General features: G+C 74.3%; 15 protein-coding genes. 9 read left to right on the top strand and 6 right to left on the bottom strand.

The genetic code is table 11. The features are described 5' to 3' along the window. Positions 1–107: 107 nt before the first annotated feature. The 4 genes from MTR79_RS19200 to MTR79_RS19185 all read right to left on the bottom strand — a co-directional run bounded on the left by MTR79_RS19200 (position 108) and on the right by MTR79_RS19185 (position 3,699). Positions 108–1,778 carry an alkaline phosphatase D family protein gene (locus tag MTR79_RS19200; protein ID WP_244791494.1) on the bottom strand — a complete coding sequence of 557 codons (1,671 nt, stop codon included), beginning with the start codon at positions 1,776–1,778 and terminating at the stop codon, positions 108–110. A gap of 210 nt (positions 1,779–1,988) precedes the next feature. Next, complete coding sequence (locus MTR79_RS19195) at positions 1,989–2,738, bottom strand: metallophosphoesterase (RefSeq protein ID WP_189365798.1); 750 nt, start codon at positions 2,736–2,738, stop codon at positions 1,989–1,991. Further along, positions 2,735–3,019, bottom strand: a complete 285-nt coding sequence (locus MTR79_RS19190; RefSeq protein WP_244791492.1) for a BON domain-containing protein — start codon at positions 3,017–3,019, stop codon at positions 2,735–2,737. Before MTR79_RS19190 ends, MTR79_RS19195 begins: the two co-directional genes overlap by 4 nt. A gap of 23 nt (positions 3,020–3,042) precedes the next feature. After that, the gene (locus MTR79_RS19185; protein ID WP_244791491.1) at positions 3,043–3,699 is read right to left on the bottom strand and encodes a nucleotidyltransferase family protein; all 657 of its coding nucleotides are present in this window, start codon (positions 3,697–3,699) and stop codon (positions 3,043–3,045) included. Positions 3,700–4,129: 430 nt separating this feature from the next. Between MTR79_RS19185 and MTR79_RS19180 the strand changes: the two genes are divergently transcribed. The 4 genes from MTR79_RS19180 to MTR79_RS19165 all read left to right on the top strand — a co-directional run bounded on the left by MTR79_RS19180 (position 4,130) and on the right by MTR79_RS19165 (position 11,065). Beyond that, complete coding sequence (locus MTR79_RS19180; RefSeq protein ID WP_244791489.1) at positions 4,130–4,699, top strand: hypothetical protein; 570 nt, start codon at positions 4,130–4,132, stop codon at positions 4,697–4,699. Positions 4,700–4,717: 18 nt separating this feature from the next. Continuing rightward, positions 4,718–9,043: a cation-translocating P-type ATPase gene (locus MTR79_RS19175; protein WP_189365796.1), complete on the top strand. Its 4,326-nt coding sequence runs from the start codon at positions 4,718–4,720 to the stop codon at positions 9,041–9,043. 168 nt (positions 9,044–9,211) lie between these two features. Continuing rightward, positions 9,212–10,285 (top strand): zinc-dependent alcohol dehydrogenase family protein, encoded by a 1,074-nt coding sequence (locus MTR79_RS19170; RefSeq protein ID WP_048458290.1) that lies wholly within the window; start codon positions 9,212–9,214, stop codon positions 10,283–10,285. Between the two features lie 183 nt (positions 10,286–10,468). Continuing rightward, the gene (locus MTR79_RS19165) at positions 10,469–11,065 is read left to right on the top strand and encodes a hypothetical protein (RefSeq protein ID WP_244791487.1); all 597 of its coding nucleotides are present in this window, start codon (positions 10,469–10,471) and stop codon (positions 11,063–11,065) included. A 100-nt stretch (positions 11,066–11,165) separates the two neighbouring features. On the opposite strand, the gene MTR79_RS19160 is transcribed toward MTR79_RS19165, so the two are convergent. After that, entirely contained in the window at positions 11,166–11,807 is a 642-nt protein-coding gene (locus MTR79_RS19160) for a class I SAM-dependent methyltransferase (RefSeq protein WP_189365794.1), read from the bottom strand. 120 nt (positions 11,808–11,927) lie between these two features. Here MTR79_RS19160 and MTR79_RS19155 point away from each other — a divergent pair, with 120 nt between their 5' ends. Continuing rightward, a complete protein-coding gene (locus tag MTR79_RS19155) occupies positions 11,928–12,380 on the top strand; it encodes a flavodoxin family protein (protein ID WP_244791485.1) in 453 nt (150 codons plus the stop codon). Between the two features lie 39 nt (positions 12,381–12,419). Here MTR79_RS19155 and MTR79_RS19150 read toward each other — a convergent pair whose 3' ends face one another. Then, complete coding sequence (locus tag MTR79_RS19150; RefSeq protein ID WP_189365792.1) at positions 12,420–13,502, bottom strand: YihY/virulence factor BrkB family protein; 1,083 nt, start codon at positions 13,500–13,502, stop codon at positions 12,420–12,422. Positions 13,503–13,619: 117 nt separating this feature from the next. On the opposite strand from MTR79_RS19150, the gene MTR79_RS19145 reads away from it, so the two are divergent. The 4 genes from MTR79_RS19145 (at position 13,620) to MTR79_RS19130 (ending at position 18,004) form a co-directional block, all read left to right on the top strand. Beyond that, the gene (locus tag MTR79_RS19145) at positions 13,620–14,255 is read left to right on the top strand and encodes a GNAT family N-acetyltransferase (RefSeq protein WP_244791483.1); all 636 of its coding nucleotides are present in this window, start codon (positions 13,620–13,622) and stop codon (positions 14,253–14,255) included. A 188-nt stretch (positions 14,256–14,443) separates the two neighbouring features. Continuing rightward, the gene (locus tag MTR79_RS19140) at positions 14,444–15,133 is read left to right on the top strand and encodes a lytic polysaccharide monooxygenase (protein WP_244791481.1); all 690 of its coding nucleotides are present in this window, start codon (positions 14,444–14,446) and stop codon (positions 15,131–15,133) included. A 283-nt stretch (positions 15,134–15,416) separates the two neighbouring features. Continuing rightward, positions 15,417–17,510 (top strand): DUF1996 domain-containing protein, encoded by a 2,094-nt coding sequence (locus tag MTR79_RS19135; protein ID WP_244793250.1) that lies wholly within the window; start codon positions 15,417–15,419, stop codon positions 17,508–17,510. A 305-nt stretch (positions 17,511–17,815) separates the two neighbouring features. Next, positions 17,816–18,004, top strand: a complete 189-nt coding sequence (locus tag MTR79_RS19130) for a hypothetical protein (RefSeq protein WP_189365789.1) — start codon at positions 17,816–17,818, stop codon at positions 18,002–18,004. The last annotated feature ends 2 nt before the right edge of the window (positions 18,005–18,006 follow it).

Raw genomic sequence — 18,006 nt, 5'->3', positions numbered from 1 at the left:
TCCTTGCCCGACACACCCGATGCGATGTCAGGACACGCCGGAATTCGCACGTTCGATACGGTGACGGGCCCCGTGTGCAGTACGCGGGAGGGATCGGACGGGTGACGTCACACGGGTGTCAGGCCGGGCGCGCCGGCCTCCGTGACGAAGGAGGCCGCGGTGGAGACGGCCGCGCCCGGGTTGGTCACCGCGGACACGGTGCGGAAGTCGGCGCGGGCGTTCTCCCGGTTCAGCTCCACCCGGAGGTAGCCGCGCCGCCCGTCGTAGAAGCGCAGGTGCGGGTTGGCCCTCATGTAGGTGTCCCAGTTGGCCGGGCGCTCCGCCCCGTCGCGGCCGCTGGCGACGGAGGTGCAGGTGAGCTCCGTGCCGACGGTGGCGGAGGCGGGGTCGTCGAAGTCGTCCTTGACGTCGAAGGCGTAGGCCACGTGCACGTCGCCGGTGAGCACCAGCCAGTTGTCGACACCGGCCTGCTTCGCCCCGGCGACGAGTCGGCCGCGGCTCGCGCGGTAGCCGTCCCAGGCGTCCATGGACAGCTTGGCCTCGGCGTTGAGGTCCAGTCGGCGCTGCGAGAAGCACACCTGCTGGGGCATCACGTTCCACAGGGCGGTGGAGGACGCCCACCCGTCGAGCAGCCACTGCTCCTGGGCGTTGCCGGTGAGGGTGCGTGCCGGGTCGTCCGACTCCGGTCCCGGCACGTGCGGGTTGTCGTCGTAGGCCTGGTCGGAGCGGTACTGGCGGGTGTCGAGGACGTCGAACTGGGCGAGGGTGCCCCAGTGCAGCCTGCGGTACAGCCGGGCGTCGGGCCCGTCGGGGAGCTGTCCCGCGCGCAGCGGCTGGTTCTCCCAGTAGGCGCGGTAGGCGGCGGCCCGACGCGCCAGGAACAGTGCCGGGTCGCTTCCGTTCTCGTCGTGCTCCGCCGCGTAGTTGTTCTCCGTCTCGTGGTCGTCCCAGGTGACGACGAACGGGTGCGCGGCGTGCGCGGCCCGCAGGTCCGGGTCGCTCTTGTAGAGCGCGTACCGCATCCGGTAGTCCGCGAGCGTCGTCGTCTCCCTGTTGAGCACGGACGGCAGCACCCGGTCCGTGTAGTTCCGGGCGCCGCCCGTGGAGTTGACGGCGTACTCGTAGAGGTAGTCGCCGAGGTGGAACACGACGTCGACGTCCTCCCGCGCCAGGTGCCGGTGCGCGGTGTAGTAGCCGTCGTGGTACGCCTGGCAGGCGACCGCGGCCAGCCGCAGCCGCGTGACGTCGTGACCGGCGGGGGGCGCGGTGCGGGTACGTCCGGCGGGGCTGATCCAGGCGCCGGTGCGGAAGCGGTAGTGGTAGGTCGTCGCCGGGTCGAGGCCCCGTACGTCGACGCGGACGCTGTGCGCGTACTCGGGGTGGGCGAGGGCGGTGCCGGTGCGCACGACGAGGGCGAAGGACTCGTCGAGCGCGACCTCCCAGGCCACTTCCACCTGCTGCTGACCCAGGCCGCCGTCGGGCGTGAACGGCGTGGGGGCGAGCCGGGTCCAGATCAGCACCGAGTCCGGCAGCGGGTCGCCGGACGCGACGCCGAGCGTGAACGGGTCCTCGGTGATGCGGGCCGCCCGGAGCCGGGGCGCGGCGAACGCGCCGCGCGCGGGGAGGTTGCTCGAGAAGGCGAGGGCGGCGGCCGCGGCGGTGACGGTCAGGAAGCGACGGCGTGACACCTGGCGGGCCACGGTGCCCAGTTCGGCGTCGTGCGCGGTGGGGGCGAGCGCGGAGGCAGGTCGTCGTCCGGTGCGGCCCGGCAGCGCCATGCGGTGTCCTCTCGTACGGGGCGGGGGTGGACGGCAGCCGCGGGAAGGCGGGGCCGCGGACACGATGATCTGCAGCTAAACAGACAAAATGCTCGCCAGACACGCGTCAGGGGCGTGCCGTGCGGGGCGTTCACACCACAGGCGGTACGGGGAAGGGGCGCACATGAAAGCGCCGCCGGAAGGACCGACGGCGCTTCAGGAACCGGGGGGTCAGACGGCGTCCGCGCCCACCCGCTCGCGCAGTGGAAGGTGGTACACGTGGAAGGCCCGTCCGATCACCGGCTGGGCGACGTTGCGCACCTTGACGCCGCCGGTGGTCATGCCGTGCTCGCTGCCGGCGTGCGCGTGCCCGTGCACGGCGAGGTCGGCGCCGGCCGTGTCGATCGCCTCGGCCAGCAGATAGCTCCCCAGGAACGGATAGATCTCCGGCGGCTCCCCCGCCAGCGTCTCCGGTACGGGGGAGTAGTGGGTGAGGGCGATCCGCACGTCGCAGTCCTCCTCCGCCAGCCGCTCCAGCGCGGTCCGCAGGCCGTCGGCGCAGCGGCGGGAGACCCGTACGAACTCCTTCATCACCGGCTCCCCGAACTCCCCGGCGCTCGCCCCGACGAACCCGCCGCCGAAGCCCTTCGTGCCGGCCACCCCGACCCGCGCGTCCCCGACCGTCAGGACCGTCGCCTCGCCCTCCAGGACGTGCGCGCCCGCGTCCCGCAGCAGCTCGGACACCTCGTCCTGGCGGTCGTCGTGGTGGTCGTGGTTGCCCAGCACGGCGACCACCGGCACCCCGAGGCCGCGGATCTCGTCGGCGACCACCCGTGCCTCGTCCGTGGTGCCGTGCCGGGTGAGGTCTCCGGCCAGCAGCAGTACGTCGGCGCAGTCGGGCAAGGTGTCGAAGGCGGGGCGCAGCACGCCCCGGGTGTCGGGCCCCATGTGGATGTCCCCGACGGCGGCGACCCGGATCATGACAGCTCCTCCGCGTGGTCGGGGGACGAGGACTCGCTCACGAAGACGTCGCAGTGCACGTCAAGCCCGCTGAGCTCCTCGCGCACCACCTCCAGCACGTCGTCCCGGCAGCGGGCCGACGGCACGGTCCCGGTGACCAGGACGGCCCCGCCGCGGACCTCGGCGTGCACCCCGAGTTCGCCCAGCTCGCCGGAGGCGAGACGGTCCTGGAAGTGGGCGACGCGGTACTCGGGACCCACGGGCGGGCCGCCGCCCGCCGGACCGGCGTCGTGGGTGTTCATGGGAGTCCCCTTCCACGGGCGGGTCAGATGACGTTCAGGCGTTCCAGCAGGAAGAAGAAAGCGGCGGGCATGGGCGCGTCGCCGCAGTCGCGGCGCACCTGCTCCCAGTCGACCTTCTCGCGCAGGGCACGGGCGATGGGCAGCACGGCGCCGAAGTCGCAGTGGTGCTCCGAGAACGCGGCGATCAGACCGGTGAGCAGGTCGGTCGGCGCGAGGACCGGCATCCGCACCGACTCCACGGGGAGCTCCTCCGCGCGGCGCAGCATCTCCTCCGAGACCGGGCGGTGCGCCAGCTCGAAGATGACGTCGACGTCCTGCCCGAAGCAGGTCGCCTTGATCAGCCAGTTCTCGGGCGGGGTGTAGACGGTCAGCCCGGCGTCCCGCAACGTGGCGGCGACCGGGCCCGCGTCCTCCGGGCGGACGCAGAAGTCCACGTCGTGCTGGAGGTTGCCGCTGCCGCCGTGGGCGTGCACGGCGACGCTGCCCGCCAGCGCGAAGAGATGCCCGCCCCGCTTCAGCACCGCGCCCACCTGCTTGGCCGCCTCCAGGATTGCCTGGTTGCGGTCGCGCGGCAGGTCCGCCTCGTCGGCGGGCACGTGCGGCGGCACCTCCCCGGGCCCCTCGGAGGCCAGACGGAGTTCAGGCGCCGCCCGGACGGCGTCCTCCCGGTTCTCCGCCATGACCATTCCTCCCACTCCGCCGACTACGCCTGTTCCTGGTACCCGATGCCCCCACTTCGACACGACCCGCAAGGAGGACGCGCCCCAAAGGGGAGCGGGGAACCGCGCGCCCAGCCCTCACGGCCCGACACCAGCCCCGACAGGGGCGCGGGGAACTGCGCGCCGAGCCCCCACGGACCGGCAGCCGCCGACGAGACCGACCCGGCACCCACGCCCGCAGGGGCGCGGGGAACTGCGCGCCCACCCCCCGGCTCCCGCCGACGAAACGGGACCCGGCACCCACCCCCACGCGCCCCCGAGAAAGCCGCGGGCACCCCGCGACCACCCGCTTTCGGCGGTACCCAAGCGGCGCCCACCCCCACCCCGCCCGACGATGAACCCAAAGGTTCACAAAGGACACGGACACGCGTGTCCGGTGCTGGAGGTCGACATGGAGCAGGAAACGCCGCGCGCGCCGGAACTTCCGCACCCCCTGCGGGCCGTCGCCTCGCACCTGAGCCGGCTGCCGGGCGCCGGTCACGTCGGCCGGGTGGCCGGCACCGCCCTCGACACCCTCGGCGCCGTGTCCCCTCGCGGCCGCCGCATCGCCGTCTACACCGGCGCGGGAGTCCTCGGCGTCGCCGGCCTGGTGGAGTGGCCCGTCGCCCTCACCGGCGCGGCGGTCGCCTGGCTGACCAGGCCGCGGGACGACAAGGAGACCGCCGACGGCACGCGGCACACCCCCGCCGAGGACGAGGCGTGGGCCGCCGCGACCCGCGAGGGTGTGGTCCCGCCGGCCGGCGGCGCCACGGGCCACGGAGACACGCACCAGGACCGCGACACCGGCCCCGGCGACCGCCTCACCCCCACCCGCCACCACCCCGCCCCGCGCGTCCAGCCCGCCAAGGTAGGAGACGAAGGCACCGCGTCCGCCCTCAAGAAGGTGGCCGCGGCGACCGGCCACGACGACGACGCCGGCCGACCGGGCCCCACCCGGCCCGCCGCCCGGCGCAACGACTGAGCCGGGCAGGGATCACGCATGCTCGCACTGCTCGACGTCGCCCCCCTCGCCGGCGCTCTGGCGGGCGCGGCCGCCGGGGCGGCCCGCGGCACCGTCCACGGCGTGACGTCCGTCCACGACACCACCCGCCGGCTGACGCACGTCGCCCGCAACGCCCTCGGCACCGACCGCCACTGGCGGGCCGGCCACCGCGTCCACCTCGCGTTGCGCCACCCCGACGCGACCGTCGGTCCCCTCGCCCGCAAGGTCGCCGCCGAGCTGCGGGAACACCCTGACGTGGTGGCCGCGTACTGGGACGAGGGACTGGCCCGGCTCGTGGTGACGGCCGTCACCGACACGGCCGGCGACCGCGTCGCCGAGCGGGCCGTCGCCGCCGCCGGGCGTCTCGGTCTCACCGAGGACGCCGGCCCCGAGCCGGAGGACGACACCACGCACCCGGGCGACCCGCGTGAGGTGCGGGTCGCCGCCGCCGCGCTGCTGCTGGACGCCGCCGGTGTCGCCGGCGCCCTCGCGGGCCGGTCGCTGCGGCTGCCGCGCAGTCCCAAGGCGATCACCGCCCTGGTCACCCTGCTCCGCGAGAACCCACGCTTCCGCGCCCGGCTGCGCGAGCGGTTCGGCGGCAGCGGCATGGAACTGCTGCTCGCCACCGCCAACGCCGCCGCGCACGGCGCCGCCCAGTCCCCGGTGTCGTTGCTGCTCGACGCCTTGCTGCGCACCGGTCAGCTCACCGAGGCGACCGCCCGCGCCGTCGCCTTCGAGACGCTCCACGACGACGTGTGCCGTGAGCGACGCACCAGCGTCCCGCCCGCGCCGGGTGTCCGCCCGCCCCTGCGCGTGACCCCGGCGCAGGCGTACGCGGCGAACGCCGGCACCGGCAGCGTGGCCGGGGCAGCCGCCACCCTCCTCGTCACCCGCGACGCCGGCGAGGCCGCCGAGGCCGTACTCGCGGGCTCCCCGAAGGCCGCGCGCTACGGTCCCGCCGCCTTCAACTCCGTACTGGGCGCCGAACTCGCCCGCACCGGCGTGCTGGTGCGCGGCGGCGACCGGCTGCGCCAGCTGGAGATCGCCGACTCGCTCGTCCTCCACGCCGACGCGCTCCGCAGCCTCCCGGCCACCGAGGACGAGGAGCCCGCGCCCTACCACGACCCCGTGCACCCGTGGGCGGAGGCGGTGCTCGACGCGGCCCGCCGGGCCGGGCTGCACGTCGTCGTCACCGGCGGCTCCGAGCTGAAGGACATCACCCGCCTCGCCGACGAGGTGGCCCCGGCCGACCTGCCGTTCGGCGACGCCGTCCGCGCCCTCCAGCAGGACGGGCACATCGTCGTCGGCGTGGCCCGGGTCCCCGCCGGCGGCGACCGGGACGTCGCGGACGGACTGCCCGCGGGAGACGTGGCGATCGCCCTCACCGACGGCCGCTCGGCGGTCCCGTGGGGCGCCGACGCCCTCGCCCCCGGCGGACTCGCGGACGTCTGGCGCCTGCTCACCGCGGTCCCGGCGGCCCGCCGCGTCGGGCGCCGCTCGCAGACCCTGGCCCGCGCGGGCGCCGCGCTCTCCGGCCTGATGGTGGCCCGCGGCGGCACGCCCGGCGGCCGCGTGTGGCAGCAGCTCACCCGGCACGCCCCGGTGAACGTCGCCGCGGCCGGGGCCCTCCTCACCGGCTGGACCGAGGCCGTCCGCGTGGCTCGCGCCGCCCCGCCCGAACCCCGGCTGCACGTGCCCTGGCACGCCCTCGAACCGCACGAGGCGCACACCCTCCTGCGGCACGCCCGCACCGAGGCCGAACCGGTCGGTCTCACCCTGCTCGGCGCCCGTGTGCGGCAGCGGGCCGCGCGCCTGGCCGGGACCGGAGCCGCCGCGCCCGCCCGCTGGACCTGGGAGGCGGCCGGCGCCGTCCGCCGCGAACTGGACGACCCGCTCACCCCGGTCCTCGCCACCGGAGCGGTCGCCTCGGCGCTGCTCGGCTCGCTGGTGGACGCGCTGCTCGTGGTCGGCGCGATGGACCTCAACGCGGTCGCGGGCGGCCTTCAGCGGCTGCGCGCCGAACGGGCCCTCGCCCGGCTCGCCGCCCGCCAGCAGCCCCGCGCGCGCCGCCACCTCACCGACCACCGGACGGTCACCGTCGACGCCGCCCGCCTGCGGCCGGGAGACCACATCGACCTCGCCGCCGGCGACGTCGTACCGGCGGACGCGCGGCTGCTGAGCGCCGACGGGCTGGAGGTCGACGAATCGTCGCTCACCGGCGAGTCGCTGCCCGTGGCCAAGGGAGTCGACGCGACGCCGGGCGCGCCGGTGGCCCGGCGTACCTGCATGGTCTTCGAGGGCACCACCGTGGTGGCGGGACGGGCCGAGGCGCTGGTGGTGGACACCGGCGACCACACCGAGGCGGGCCGCGCCGTCGCCCTCGCCTCACGCACCCCGCCGCCCGCCGGTGTGCAGGCCCGGCTGCAGGAGCTGACCCGCAAGGCGCTGCCCGTCACCCTCACCGGCGGAGCGCTGGTGACCGGCCTGTCCCTGCTGCGCGGCAGCCCGCTGCGGCGCGCCGTCAGCGGCGGGGTCGCCGTGGCCGTGGCCGCCGTACCGGAAGGACTGCCGCTGGTCGCGACCGTCGCGCAGATGGCCGCCGCCCGCCGCCTGTCCCGCCGGGGCGTACTGGTTCGCACGCCGCGCACCCTGGAGGCGCTCGGCCGGGTCGACACCATGTGTTTCGACAAGACCGGCACCCTCACCGAGAACCGCCTCCGCCTGGTCCGGGTCGCCGCCGCCGACGGCGCGGTCCTGGCCCCGGACGACGAACGCGCCGTACCGGTCGTACGGATGGCCGCGCGCGCCTGCCCCCAGGAGGAGACCACCGAGGGGCGCAAGGTCGCGCACGCCACCGACGAGGCCGTGCTGGACGCCGCGCCGCCCGACGAGGACTGGACCCCGGACGGGGAACTGGCCTTCGAGGCCAGCCGCGGTTACGCGGCGGCCGTCGGCCGGGACGGCGAGGACGGCGCGTACCTCGTCGTCAAGGGCGCCCCCGAGACGGTGCTGCCCGCCTGCGCGAACCTGCCCGAGGAGGCGGCCGGCGCCGCCCACACCCTCGCCGGGCAGGGACTGCGCGTCCTCGCCGTCGCCCGGCGCCGGTACGAGGGTTCCGACCCGGAGGCGGAGGTGCAGGCCGGCCTCTCCGGGCTGGAGCTCGTCGGATTCGTCGCCCTCGCCGACGTGCCCCGCGACACCTCGCGGGAACTCCTCGTCGCCCTGCGGAAGTCCGGCATCCTGCCCGTCATGCTCACCGGCGACCACCCGGAGACCGCCCGCGCCATCGCCCTGCAACTGGGCTGGCCCGACGAGACCCAGGTGGTCACCGGGGACGACCTGGTCGCCATGGGCCGCGCCGAACGCGTCCGCGCCCTGCACGGCGCCGGGGTCGTCGCCCGTGTCGCGCCCGAGCAGAAGCTGCACGTCGTCGAGGCCCTCCAGCAGGCCGGGCGGGTGGTCGCGATGGCCGGCGACGGCGCCAACGACGCCGCCGCCATCCGCGCCGCCGACGTGGGCGTCGGCATCGAGGCCCGCGGCTCCGCCGCCGCCCGCAACGCCGCCGACATCGTCCTCACCGGCGGCGACCTGTCCGTCCTCGTCGACGCCTTCGCCGAGGGCCGGGCGCTGTGGCGCAGCGTCGCCGACGCCGTGAGCATCCTCATCGGCGGCAACGCCGGCGAGGTCGGTTTCAGCGTGCTCGGCACCCTGCTCGCCGGCTCCTCGCCGCTGTCCACCCGCCAGCTGCTGCTGGTCAACCTGCTCACCGACATGTTCCCGGCCATGGCCGTGGCGGTGACCCCGAGCAACGACCCGTCCACGGCGGCGCACGCCGAGACCGGCCCGATGGGCCTCGACGTGCTCGGCACGCCGCTGCTGCGCTCCATCCGGCGCCGCGGCGTCACCACCTGCCTGGGCGCGGTCGCGGCCTACCTGATCGGCCGCTTCACCCCGGGCACCGAGCGCCGCTCCACCACCATGGCGCTGTGCGGGGTGGTCGGCGCGCAACTGGTGCAGACCCTCTCCGGACGCCGCCACAGCACCCTGGTGTGGGTGACCGCGCTGGGCTCCGCGGCGGTCCTCGCGGCGCTGGTGCAGACGCCCGGCGTCAGCCACTTCTTCGGCTGTGTCCCCCTGGGCCCGGCCGCCTGGACGGGCGTCGCCCTCGCCATCACCCTCTCCGCCCTGGCCCCCCATCTGGAACGCCTGACCGCGGTCCGCCACCTCTACGCCCTCGCCACCCGCCTCACCCAACGCCTGGCGGACTCCGCCCGCCACACACGCCACACCCTCCACACCGGCATCGCCCGCCCGGTCGCCTGAACCGGGGCGCACCCGGGGCGCCTGCCCTTGCCCCTGTCGGCAGAACGGGCGAACCGTGCACACACTGGAAGTGCAGGGCGGTTCCGGACATCCCGGCTCCGCCGACGCAGGCGGGTGCGTGCGCCCGGCGCCGAGGCCCGCCGCTCAGCGAGAAGGGTGAGGATCGGCATGAAGGGTTACGTCTTCCACGGCCCAGGGCAGTCCGCCTGGGAGGAGGTTCCCGATCCGGAGATCCGGGAGCCCGGCGACGTCATCGTCCGCGTCGACGCCGTCACCATCTGCGGGACGGACCTGCACATCCTCAAGGGCGACGTGCCCGAGGTGCGCCCGGGGACCGTCCTCGGACACGAAGCGGTCGGCGAGGTGGTCGAGGCCGGCGCGGACGTCCGTACCGTACGGCCCGGTGACCGGGTGCTGGTCTCCTGCATCACCGCGTGCGGACGCTGCCGTTTCTGCCGCGAGGGCATGTACGGACAGTGCCAGGGCGGCGGGGGCTGGATCCTCGGGCACCTCGTCGACGGCACGCAGGCCGAGTACGTGAGGGTGCCGTTCGCCGACCTGTCGGTGTACCCGCTGCGCGGCGCCGTCGCCGACGAGGACGCCGTGCTGCTGGCGGACATCTTCCCCACCGCCTACGAGGTGGGCGTGCTCAACGGGCGGGTGCGGCCCGGGGACACCGTCGTCGTGGTCGGGGCCGGGCCGGTCGGGCTGGCCGCGATCGCCACGGCCCGGCTGTTCGGCCCCGAGCGGGTGGTCGCGGTGGACCTGGCGGCGTCCCGGCTCCAGGCGGCGAAGGAGTTCGGCGCCGACGCGGTGGCCGACGCGGGCGAGGGCCCCGAGCAACTGGTCGAGGACCTCACCGGGGAGCTCGGCGCGGACGTGGTGATCGAGGCGGTCGGCGTCCCCGAGACCTTCGAACTGTGCACCCGGGTGGTGCGCCCCGGCGGGCACGTCGCCAACGTCGGCGTGCACGGGGCGCCCTCCACGCTGCACCTCGAGGACCTCTGGATCAAGAACGTCACCATCACCACCGGCCTCGTCGACACGCACTCCACGCCCACCCTGCTGCGGATGGCCGCGGCCGGCCGGCTGCCCACCCGCCGCATGGTTTCCCACACCTTCCCCCTGGACCAGATGCAGGAGGCGTACGACGTGTTCGCCAACGCCGCCGAGACGGGCGCGCTCAAGGTCGTCCTCGGCGTCCCGCAGCACGAGGTCGTCCCGGTGCACCCGACGGTCTGACCGGGGGGCAGGGCGGCTGGACCCGGCCGTCCCGCCGTCCTGGCCCGCCGGTCCGGGGAGGCCCGGGAGGATCCGCCGGACCGCGTCCGTGGAAAGGGCCCGTTCCGCCCGTGCGGGCCGGGCGGGAACGGGCCACCCTGGAGGGGTGGCGCGGTCGGCACCCGCGCGAGGAGGTGACCTCCGATGGCGACGACGCATGGCGCGAGGCCCAAGGTGCCCTGGTGGCGATGGCGGAAGAACCCGCTGTGCCGCCGCAGCGACGTCGCCGAGGCCTGGCTGCTGATCGCCACGGCCGTCCTCGCCCTCGTCCTCTCGGGGTTCGCCGGGATCGCGGCGGCCGGAGCGGTCGGCACGTCCCTCGACGACCGCCGCGAACGCACCCGCCCGGTCCCGGCCGTACTGGTCGAGAACGCGCGCGACGCCGCGCCCGCGCCCGTGTCCGAGAGCGGCGACGGCGGCGTCTGGGCCGAGATCCGCTGGACCGCCCCCGACGGCAGCCGTCACACCGGACGGGCCGAGGTCCCCGCGGACGGCAAGAAGGGCGACGAGGTCACCGTCCACAACGACGGGGACGGCCGCCTCGTGTCCGCGCCCCCCGAGGGCGCCGAGGCGCACTTCCAGATCGCCATGGGCGGCCTCACCGTGGCCTTCGTCACCGGAGGCATGGTGCTGCTGGCCGGATGGATCGTCCGCGCCCGGCTGCGGCTGCGCCGCCTGGACCTCTGGGAGGCCGAGTGGCGCCAGGTCGAGCCGGCGTGGCGCAAGCGCATGACCGGCTGACCCTCCCCGCGCACCGCACGGGAACCTGGTGAGACCTCGCGGACCTCCGGGCGCGCCAGGGGAGACCCGGTCCGTGCCGTGGCGGCGCGGGCGTCCGGTGTCAGGCCCCGCCGTTCCGGCAGTGCAGGAACAGATGCGGCTCCGGGCGTGCCTCCGGATGGCTCGGGGTGAACATCGTGCTCTCCTCCCACTCCACCGTCAGACCCGCCTCCCGCACCATGCCGATGACGTCCTGCGCGGCGAAGCTGGTGACCCGCACCGGCTGGCCCATGAACACCCCGTCGAACTCCTCCACGTCCAGCGGCACCGTGGCCAGCACCAGCAGACCGCCCGGCCGGAGCGCGGCCGTCAGCCGGCGCACCAGCCCCTCCTGCTCCGCCCGGGTCATCTGCAGCAGCGAGAAGTACACGCAGACCGCGTCGTACGCGCCCTCCGGGAGCGGCGACCGCAGGATGTCGTCGCAGCGGAACTCGGCCCCGGGCACCTGACGGGAGGCGATCTCCACCATCACCGGCGACACGTCGACGCCCAGCACCTTGTGTCCCGCACCGGCCAGCGTGGCGGCCGTGGGCCGTCCGGTGCCGCTGCCGACGTCCAGCACGGTGCTGCCGGGGGAGAGCCGTTCGAGCAGCCAGGTGAGCGACGCCCGGTGGGCCGCGGAGGACGCGAACGCCTTCTCGTAGTCGCCGCCCAGCGCGTCGAACACCGCCGCCGCCGGGGATCCGTGCGTCTCGTCGCCCACGACCCACCTCGCTTCCCTCGCCGATGCCGGGCATCGTGCCACTCCCGTGCCCCCGTCACAACGGCACCTCACCGGGCCCCGGCTTGCGGACGCGGCGCCCGGCACGGCAGGGTCGGGGACGTGCCGACCCTGCTGATCGTCCACCACACGCCCTCGCCGAACTGCCAGGCGATGTTCGAAGCCGTCGTCTCCGGCGCCACCGCCCCGGAGATCGAAGGGGTCCGGGTGGTGCGCCGCGCCGCGCTGTCCGCGACCGCCGGCGACGTCCTCGACGCCGACGGCTACCTGCTCGGCACCCCCGCCAACCTCGGCTACATGTCGGGCGCCCTCAAGCACTTCTTCGACCAGGTCTACTACCCCTGCCTGGACAGCACGAAGGGCCGCCCCTTCGGGTACTACGTGCACGGCGGCAACGACGTCACCGGCGCCGTGCGCGGCATCGAGACGGTCACCACCGGCCTCGGCTGGCGCCGCGCCGCGGAGACGGTGACCGTCACCGGCGAACCCGACAAGGCGGCCCTGGAGCGCTGCTGGGAACTGGGCGCCACGATCGCGGCGGGGCTGGCGGACTGACGTCCGACGGGCCCCGCCGCCCGCCCGGACGTCCCGAGGTCAGGCGCCGTCCATCTTCTCCCGGTCCTGCTCGTCCCAGGCGCGGGTGTCGCGCGGCTGCGTGTACGGCTCCTCCTCCGGCGGGTGACCGCCGGCGATGGCCCGCTGCCGGGCGATCTCCGCGTCGAACTCCAGGCCCAGCAGGATCGCGAGATTGGTGATCCACAACCAGATCAGGAAGATGATGACACCGGCCATCGTGCCGTACGTCTTGTTGTACGAGCCGAAGTTGGCGACGTAGAGCGCGAACCCGGCGGAGGCGGCCAGCCAGATCAGCAGCGCCAGGAAACTGCCCGGCGTGATCCAGCGGAACCCCTTCACCTTGGCGTTCGGGGCGGCCCAGTACAGCAGCGCGATCATGACGGTCACCAGCAGGACCAGCACCGGCCACTTGGCGATCGACCACGCCGTGAGGGCCGTGTCGCCCAGCCCCAGTAGATCCCCCGCCTGCCGGGCCAGCCCGCCGGTGAAGACCACGATCAGCGCGCTGATGGCGGCCATCACCAGCAGCGCGACCGTCACGCCCACCCGGACCGGCAGCACCTTCCACACCGGGCGGCCCTCGGGCATGTCGTACACCGCGTTCGACGAGCGCATGAACGCCGCCACGTAGCCCGACGCCGACCAGATCGCCAGCAGGAGGCTGATGGCCGCCACCAGCGACCCGACGCCCGCGTTGCCCTGCAACTGTTCGATGGCCTGCGTGATGATGTCCCGTGCGGCGCCGGGGGCGGTGAGCTCCTGGACGTTCTCCAGCACCTTGTCCGTCGTGGATCTGCCGGTGAGGCCGAGGATCGACACCAGGGCCAGCAGCGCCGGGAACAGCGCCAGCACGCCGTAGTACGTCAGGGCGGCGGCGCGGTCGGTGAGTTCGTCGTCCTTGAACTCGCGCACGCTGCCCTTGAGCGCGTCTTTCCAGGCGCCCTTGGGCAGTTTCGTCGGGGTGTCCGGCGCCGCCCGTTCCACCGCGTCGCTCGGGCCCGGCTCCTCAGCCGGCTGCCCGGCCTTCCGCGTGGACGCGGACTCGTCCGGCGCGTTCTGGTGTGCCGGCCGGTCGCCCCGGCCCGGGATATGCAGCTTCATGGCCACCGGGTGCCCCAGGTCCGCCGTGTCACGCCCGGACGGACGGGTGACGCGGCCGGGTGCGAAGCCGCACGTAAAGGCTTGTGGGAGCGCTCCCATAGGGGCAGGATGCCTGCCATGACCGAGTCTCCCGCCGTCCGTCCGTACCGCCCCGGGGATCACGAGGCCCTCGACGACATCTGCGTCCGTACCGCGCACAACGGCCAGGACAGCCGCCCCCATTACGACGACCCCTCCGTCTTCACCGCCGCCTTCGCCGCCCCGTACGCCCATCTGGAGCCGGAGCTGGCCTTCGTGCTGGACGACGGGCGGGGGAACGCCGTCGGTTACGTCGTCGGCGCCGCCGACACCGCCCGGTTCGCCGAGCGGTTCCGCGCCGAGTGGCTCCCGCTGGTCGCCGAGCGGCATCCCGCCCCGGCCGGCCCGCCGGCCACCCCGGACGAGACGATCGCCTGGCTGCTGCACCACCCCGAGCGGATGGCCGTGCCGGAGCTGGCCGCCTGGCCCGCCCATCTGCACATCGACCTGCTGCCCGAGTGGCAGGGCCGAGGATACGGGCGCCGGCTGATGCGCACCCTCCTCGCGGCCCTGGCGGAACGCGGGGTCCCGGCCGTGCATCTGGTGATGACGGTCGCCAACGAGCCCGCCCGCGCCTTCTACGACCGGATGGGCTTCGAGGAGATCGAGGGCGTGCCGATGGACGACTCGGTCGTCTGCCTCGGCCGCACCACGGCGGATCTCGAGCGGCTCTGACGACGCCCTCCGCGTGTGTCACCGTCGAAAGTGTCGAACGCGCCACCGGGTGACGGAAGTGGCGAGAACGGAGGGTTGCCCGTTCCGTCGCCGGGGCGCAGATTGAGCCTGGGAGCGCTCCCATGCATGGGGTGCGCGGCGGGTTGCGCGCGCCCCCACCCCACGACCCCCACGGCGCAGGAGGAACCATGAGTTGGCATGCGCATGATTTGTCACCGCGTGATCTGTCGCGAGGCCGGTCCTGGCTCGCGCTCGTCCTGAGCACCGTCGTCGCCGCGCTGCTCTGTCTGGTCCCCTGGAGCGGAACGGCCCACGCCCACGGCTCGGTGGTGGACCCCGCGTCCCGCAACTACGGCTGCTGGCTGCGGTGGGGGAGCGACTTCCAGAACCCGGCGATGGCCCAGCAGGACCCGATGTGCTGGCAGGCCTGGCAGGACAACACCAACGCCATGTGGAACTGGAACGGCCTTTACCGTGACGGCTCGCGCGGCAACTTCCGCGCGGTCGTCCCCGACGGCACGCTCTGCAGCGGCGGCAACACCGAGAACGGCCGCTACCGCTCCATGGACACGCCCGGCGCCTGGAGGACCACGAACGTCGGCAGCGGTTTCACCGTCAACCTGTACGACCAGGCGAGGCACGGCACGGACTACTTCCTGGTCTACGTCACCAAGCAGGGCTTCGACCCCAGGACCCAGCGGCTGCGCTGGGACGACCTCCAGTTGCTGACCCGTACCGGCTCCTACGCCCCGGCCGACAACTACGCGATCCCGGTGCGCACGTCCGGCCTGAGCGGCCACCACGTCGTCTACACGATCTGGCAGGCCTCGCACTCGGACCAGACGTACTTCCTGTGCAGCGACGTGAACTTCACCTGACCAGGCGGGACATGACGGCCTGAGCCTCGTGGCCCCCGCCGGGCGCACCCCGTCCGGTGGGGGCCGTGTGTCTCAAGTGGCCTGCCGTCGCTGAGATTTCCCGAAGAAATCGTGAGCCGGTTGAACACGATGCGGTCCGCCTGCGTATGGGGCGTGGGAATCGAATGCCCGCCCCCCGCGACAGAAGCGTAGGAGTACTGCCTTGGCACGCAACACACGCAGACGCCCCAAACAGCGCGCGACGCTCGCCGCTTTCGCCTTGATCCTGGGCGGCGGCGGCATGATGGCGGCCAACGTCTACGCTTCCGCGACGGACGGCGGGACGTCGGACGCGCAGGTGCTGTCGGGCGCAGCCACCATCGACTGCCCCGACGTGGCCACCCAGCTGACCGAGGTGCCCGACCAGGCCCGGGCCGAGGTGGACAAGGAGCTCGCCAACCTGGACGCCCAGATCGCCGAGGCCTACAAGCGGCTCGGCGAGTCGGGCGACGCGATCCGCCAGGACCCCGGTTTCGCCGAGAACGCCATCGCCGGACCGCTGAAGGACAAGCGCGCCGCCGTGCTGGCCCGTATCGGGGCCGCCGTCGAGAAGGCCGGCGCCGAACGGCCGCAGGGACTCGACGACCTCGCCTCCTGCGCGGTGCGCGACTCGGGCAACGCCCCCGCCCCCGAGGAGGGCGGCGGCGAGCAGGCCGGCGACGGCCAGGGCCAGGACCAGCAGAACGGCGACGGCCAGCAGGGCGGCGAGGGCCAGCAGGACGGTGGCGACCAGCAGGGCGACCAGGACCAGGGCGGCCAGGACGGCGGCCAGGACCAGGGCGGCGGCAACGGCGGCCAGGCCGGCAACGGCCCTGTGCCCGGCGACTACGTCTCCATCGAGAGCGTCCAGCCCAACGTCGACACCCCGGAGCCGTCGGGCGACGCCTCCACCGGCACCTTCGCCAGCGAGTGCGGCGTCAACGAGAACGGGCTGTTCAACTCGGACAACGTCATCGCCGCGCCCGGCGTGAGCAACGGCGCCCACCACTTCCACGACTACATCGGCAACCAGGCCACCAACGCCTTCGTCAGCGACGAGGAGCTGACCCGGGCGCAGACCAGCTGCGAGGACCAGCGTGACAGGTCCTCCTACTACTGGCCGGTGCTGCGCCTGCAGAACGGCACCGAGGAGCGCGACGCCCAGTCCCCGGGCGGCGGCATCGAGGGCAACGCCGGTGAGATCGTCACCCCGAAGGACGTCACGCTGACCTTCGTCGGCAACCCGAAGGCCAAGGTCACGGCCATGCCCCGGCTGCTGCGCATCATCACCGGCGACGCCAAGTCCTTCGTCAACGGCCCGGCCAACGCCAACGCCTCCTGGAGCTGCACCGGGTTCGAGGACCGGCAGCTGAAGGACAAGTACCCGCTGTGCCCCGAGGGCAGCGACGTGGTCCGCTCGTTCGCCTTCCAGAGCTGCTGGGACGGCCGCAACATCGACAGCGCCAACCACCGTACGCACATGGCGTTCACGGACGCCGAGGGCAACTGCCCGTCCGGCTTCCAGCCGATCCCGCAGCTCGTCCAGCGCATCGTGTACGACGTCGACGCGCCGAGCCTGGAGGACGGCGGCAAGACGGTCCCGCTGTTCGCGGTGGACTCCTTCCCCGAGCAGCTGCACAAGCCGATCACCGACCACGGCGACTTCATCAACGTCTTCGAGGAAGACCTGATGAACGAGATGGTCGCGTGCATCAACGAGGGCCGCACCTGCGGCGCAGGCGCCGGCGGCGGTGACGACGGCAACGGCGGCGGTGACGACGGCAACGGCGGTGGCGACGACGGCAACGGCGGTGGCGACGACGGCAACGGCGGTGGCGACGACGGCAACGGCGGCGGTGACGACGGCAACGCCGGTGGCGACAACGGCGGTGACGACGGCAACGGCGGAGGTGACAACGGCGCCGAGCAGCCCACCGCCACGCCCGACGACCCGGGCCAGGGCAACGACGGCAACCAGGACGACGGCAACCAGGACGGCGGCCAGAACGACGGCGACCAAGGCGGCGGCCAGGAACCGCCCGTGGCGACCGAGGAACCCGCGGACGACAAGGGCGCGGCCCAGCCCGACGTGAAGATCTCCGACCCGGCCGACGCCGGCGGCGAGGACGACGCCCAGGGCGGCGCGGACAAGGGCGAGGGCGGCGACGACGACGGCGGCCAGGCGGCCCAGGCCGCCCAGGTGCCCGGCAGTCTCCCCGAGCTCGAGGACAACACCCAGGCCCAGGGCGCCGGCGGCAGCCTCGCCGAGACCGGCGCACAGATGTGGCCGGCCGCGATCGGCGGAGTACTGGTGATCTTCGGCTTCTTCGTGCTGCGGAGCGTGCGGCGCAACGCCTGACGGTCACCCCCACGCACAGCGGGCGGCAGGACCCTCCGGGGCCCTGCCGCCCTCGTGCGTGCCCGGGCGGTGATCTCCAGGGCGTGCGCCACCGAGGCGCGCGCGTCCCGAGTGCGCCGCCACGCCTCGTGGACGCGGGACAGCAGGAAGATCTCCCACCTGCTCGGTAGGTCAGGACGTCCGCCCGCCGGATCGCGGACCGTGCACAGTCCCGTCCGTCACGCCGTCCGTGTGTGACACTTGACCGCACGAGGCCGCGGCGCTGTCCGAGGGGGGAGTGCCGGCCGCCGGAGAGGGGAAGCGCCGTGAGCCGGGAGAGCGTACGCGCACACGAGGACGAGGACGTGGCCGCCCAGGCCCGCCACGCCCGTTTCGGGAGCCTGCCGGAGCCCGTCCGGGTGGAGGATCTGGTCGAGGAGAAGCCGGCGGTCACCCCTGACCCGGCCCGCTTCGCCTACAACCCCGACGAATGGCTCGTCCGGTACTGCGCCTGACC

Origin of the sequence: Streptomyces sp. BJ20 (assembly GCF_022869105.1) — a bacterium.
GTDB classification, from domain to species: Bacteria; Actinomycetota; Actinomycetes; order Streptomycetales; family Streptomycetaceae; genus Streptomyces; species Streptomyces griseoincarnatus.
This window is presented reverse-complemented; position numbering and strand designations above follow the sequence as displayed.

Excerpts from the sequence above, each read along its gene's own strand:
- MTR79_RS19200 (WP_244791494.1), bottom strand. The coding sequence starts at position 1,778 with ATGGCGCTGCCGGGCCGCACCGGACGACGACCTGCCTCCGCGCTCGCC.
- MTR79_RS19195 (WP_189365798.1), bottom strand. The coding sequence starts at position 2,738 with ATGATCCGGGTCGCCGCCGTCGGGGACATCCACATGGGGCCCGACACC.
- MTR79_RS19190 (WP_244791492.1), bottom strand. The coding sequence starts at position 3,019 with ATGAACACCCACGACGCCGGTCCGGCGGGCGGCGGCCCGCCCGTGGGT.
- MTR79_RS19185 (WP_244791491.1), bottom strand. The coding sequence starts at position 3,699 with ATGGCGGAGAACCGGGAGGACGCCGTCCGGGCGGCGCCTGAACTCCGT.
- MTR79_RS19180 (WP_244791489.1), top strand. The coding sequence starts at position 4,130 with ATGGAGCAGGAAACGCCGCGCGCGCCGGAACTTCCGCACCCCCTGCGG.
- MTR79_RS19175 (WP_189365796.1), top strand. The coding sequence starts at position 4,718 with ATGCTCGCACTGCTCGACGTCGCCCCCCTCGCCGGCGCTCTGGCGGGC.
- MTR79_RS19170 (WP_048458290.1), top strand. The coding sequence starts at position 9,212 with ATGAAGGGTTACGTCTTCCACGGCCCAGGGCAGTCCGCCTGGGAGGAG.
- MTR79_RS19165 (WP_244791487.1), top strand. The coding sequence starts at position 10,469 with ATGGCGACGACGCATGGCGCGAGGCCCAAGGTGCCCTGGTGGCGATGG.
- MTR79_RS19150 (WP_189365792.1), bottom strand. The coding sequence starts at position 13,502 with ATGAAGCTGCATATCCCGGGCCGGGGCGACCGGCCGGCACACCAGAAC.
- MTR79_RS19145 (WP_244791483.1), top strand. The coding sequence starts at position 13,620 with ATGACCGAGTCTCCCGCCGTCCGTCCGTACCGCCCCGGGGATCACGAG.
- MTR79_RS19140 (WP_244791481.1), top strand. The coding sequence starts at position 14,444 with ATGAGTTGGCATGCGCATGATTTGTCACCGCGTGATCTGTCGCGAGGC.
- MTR79_RS19135 (WP_244793250.1), top strand. The coding sequence starts at position 15,417 with ATGGCGGCCAACGTCTACGCTTCCGCGACGGACGGCGGGACGTCGGAC.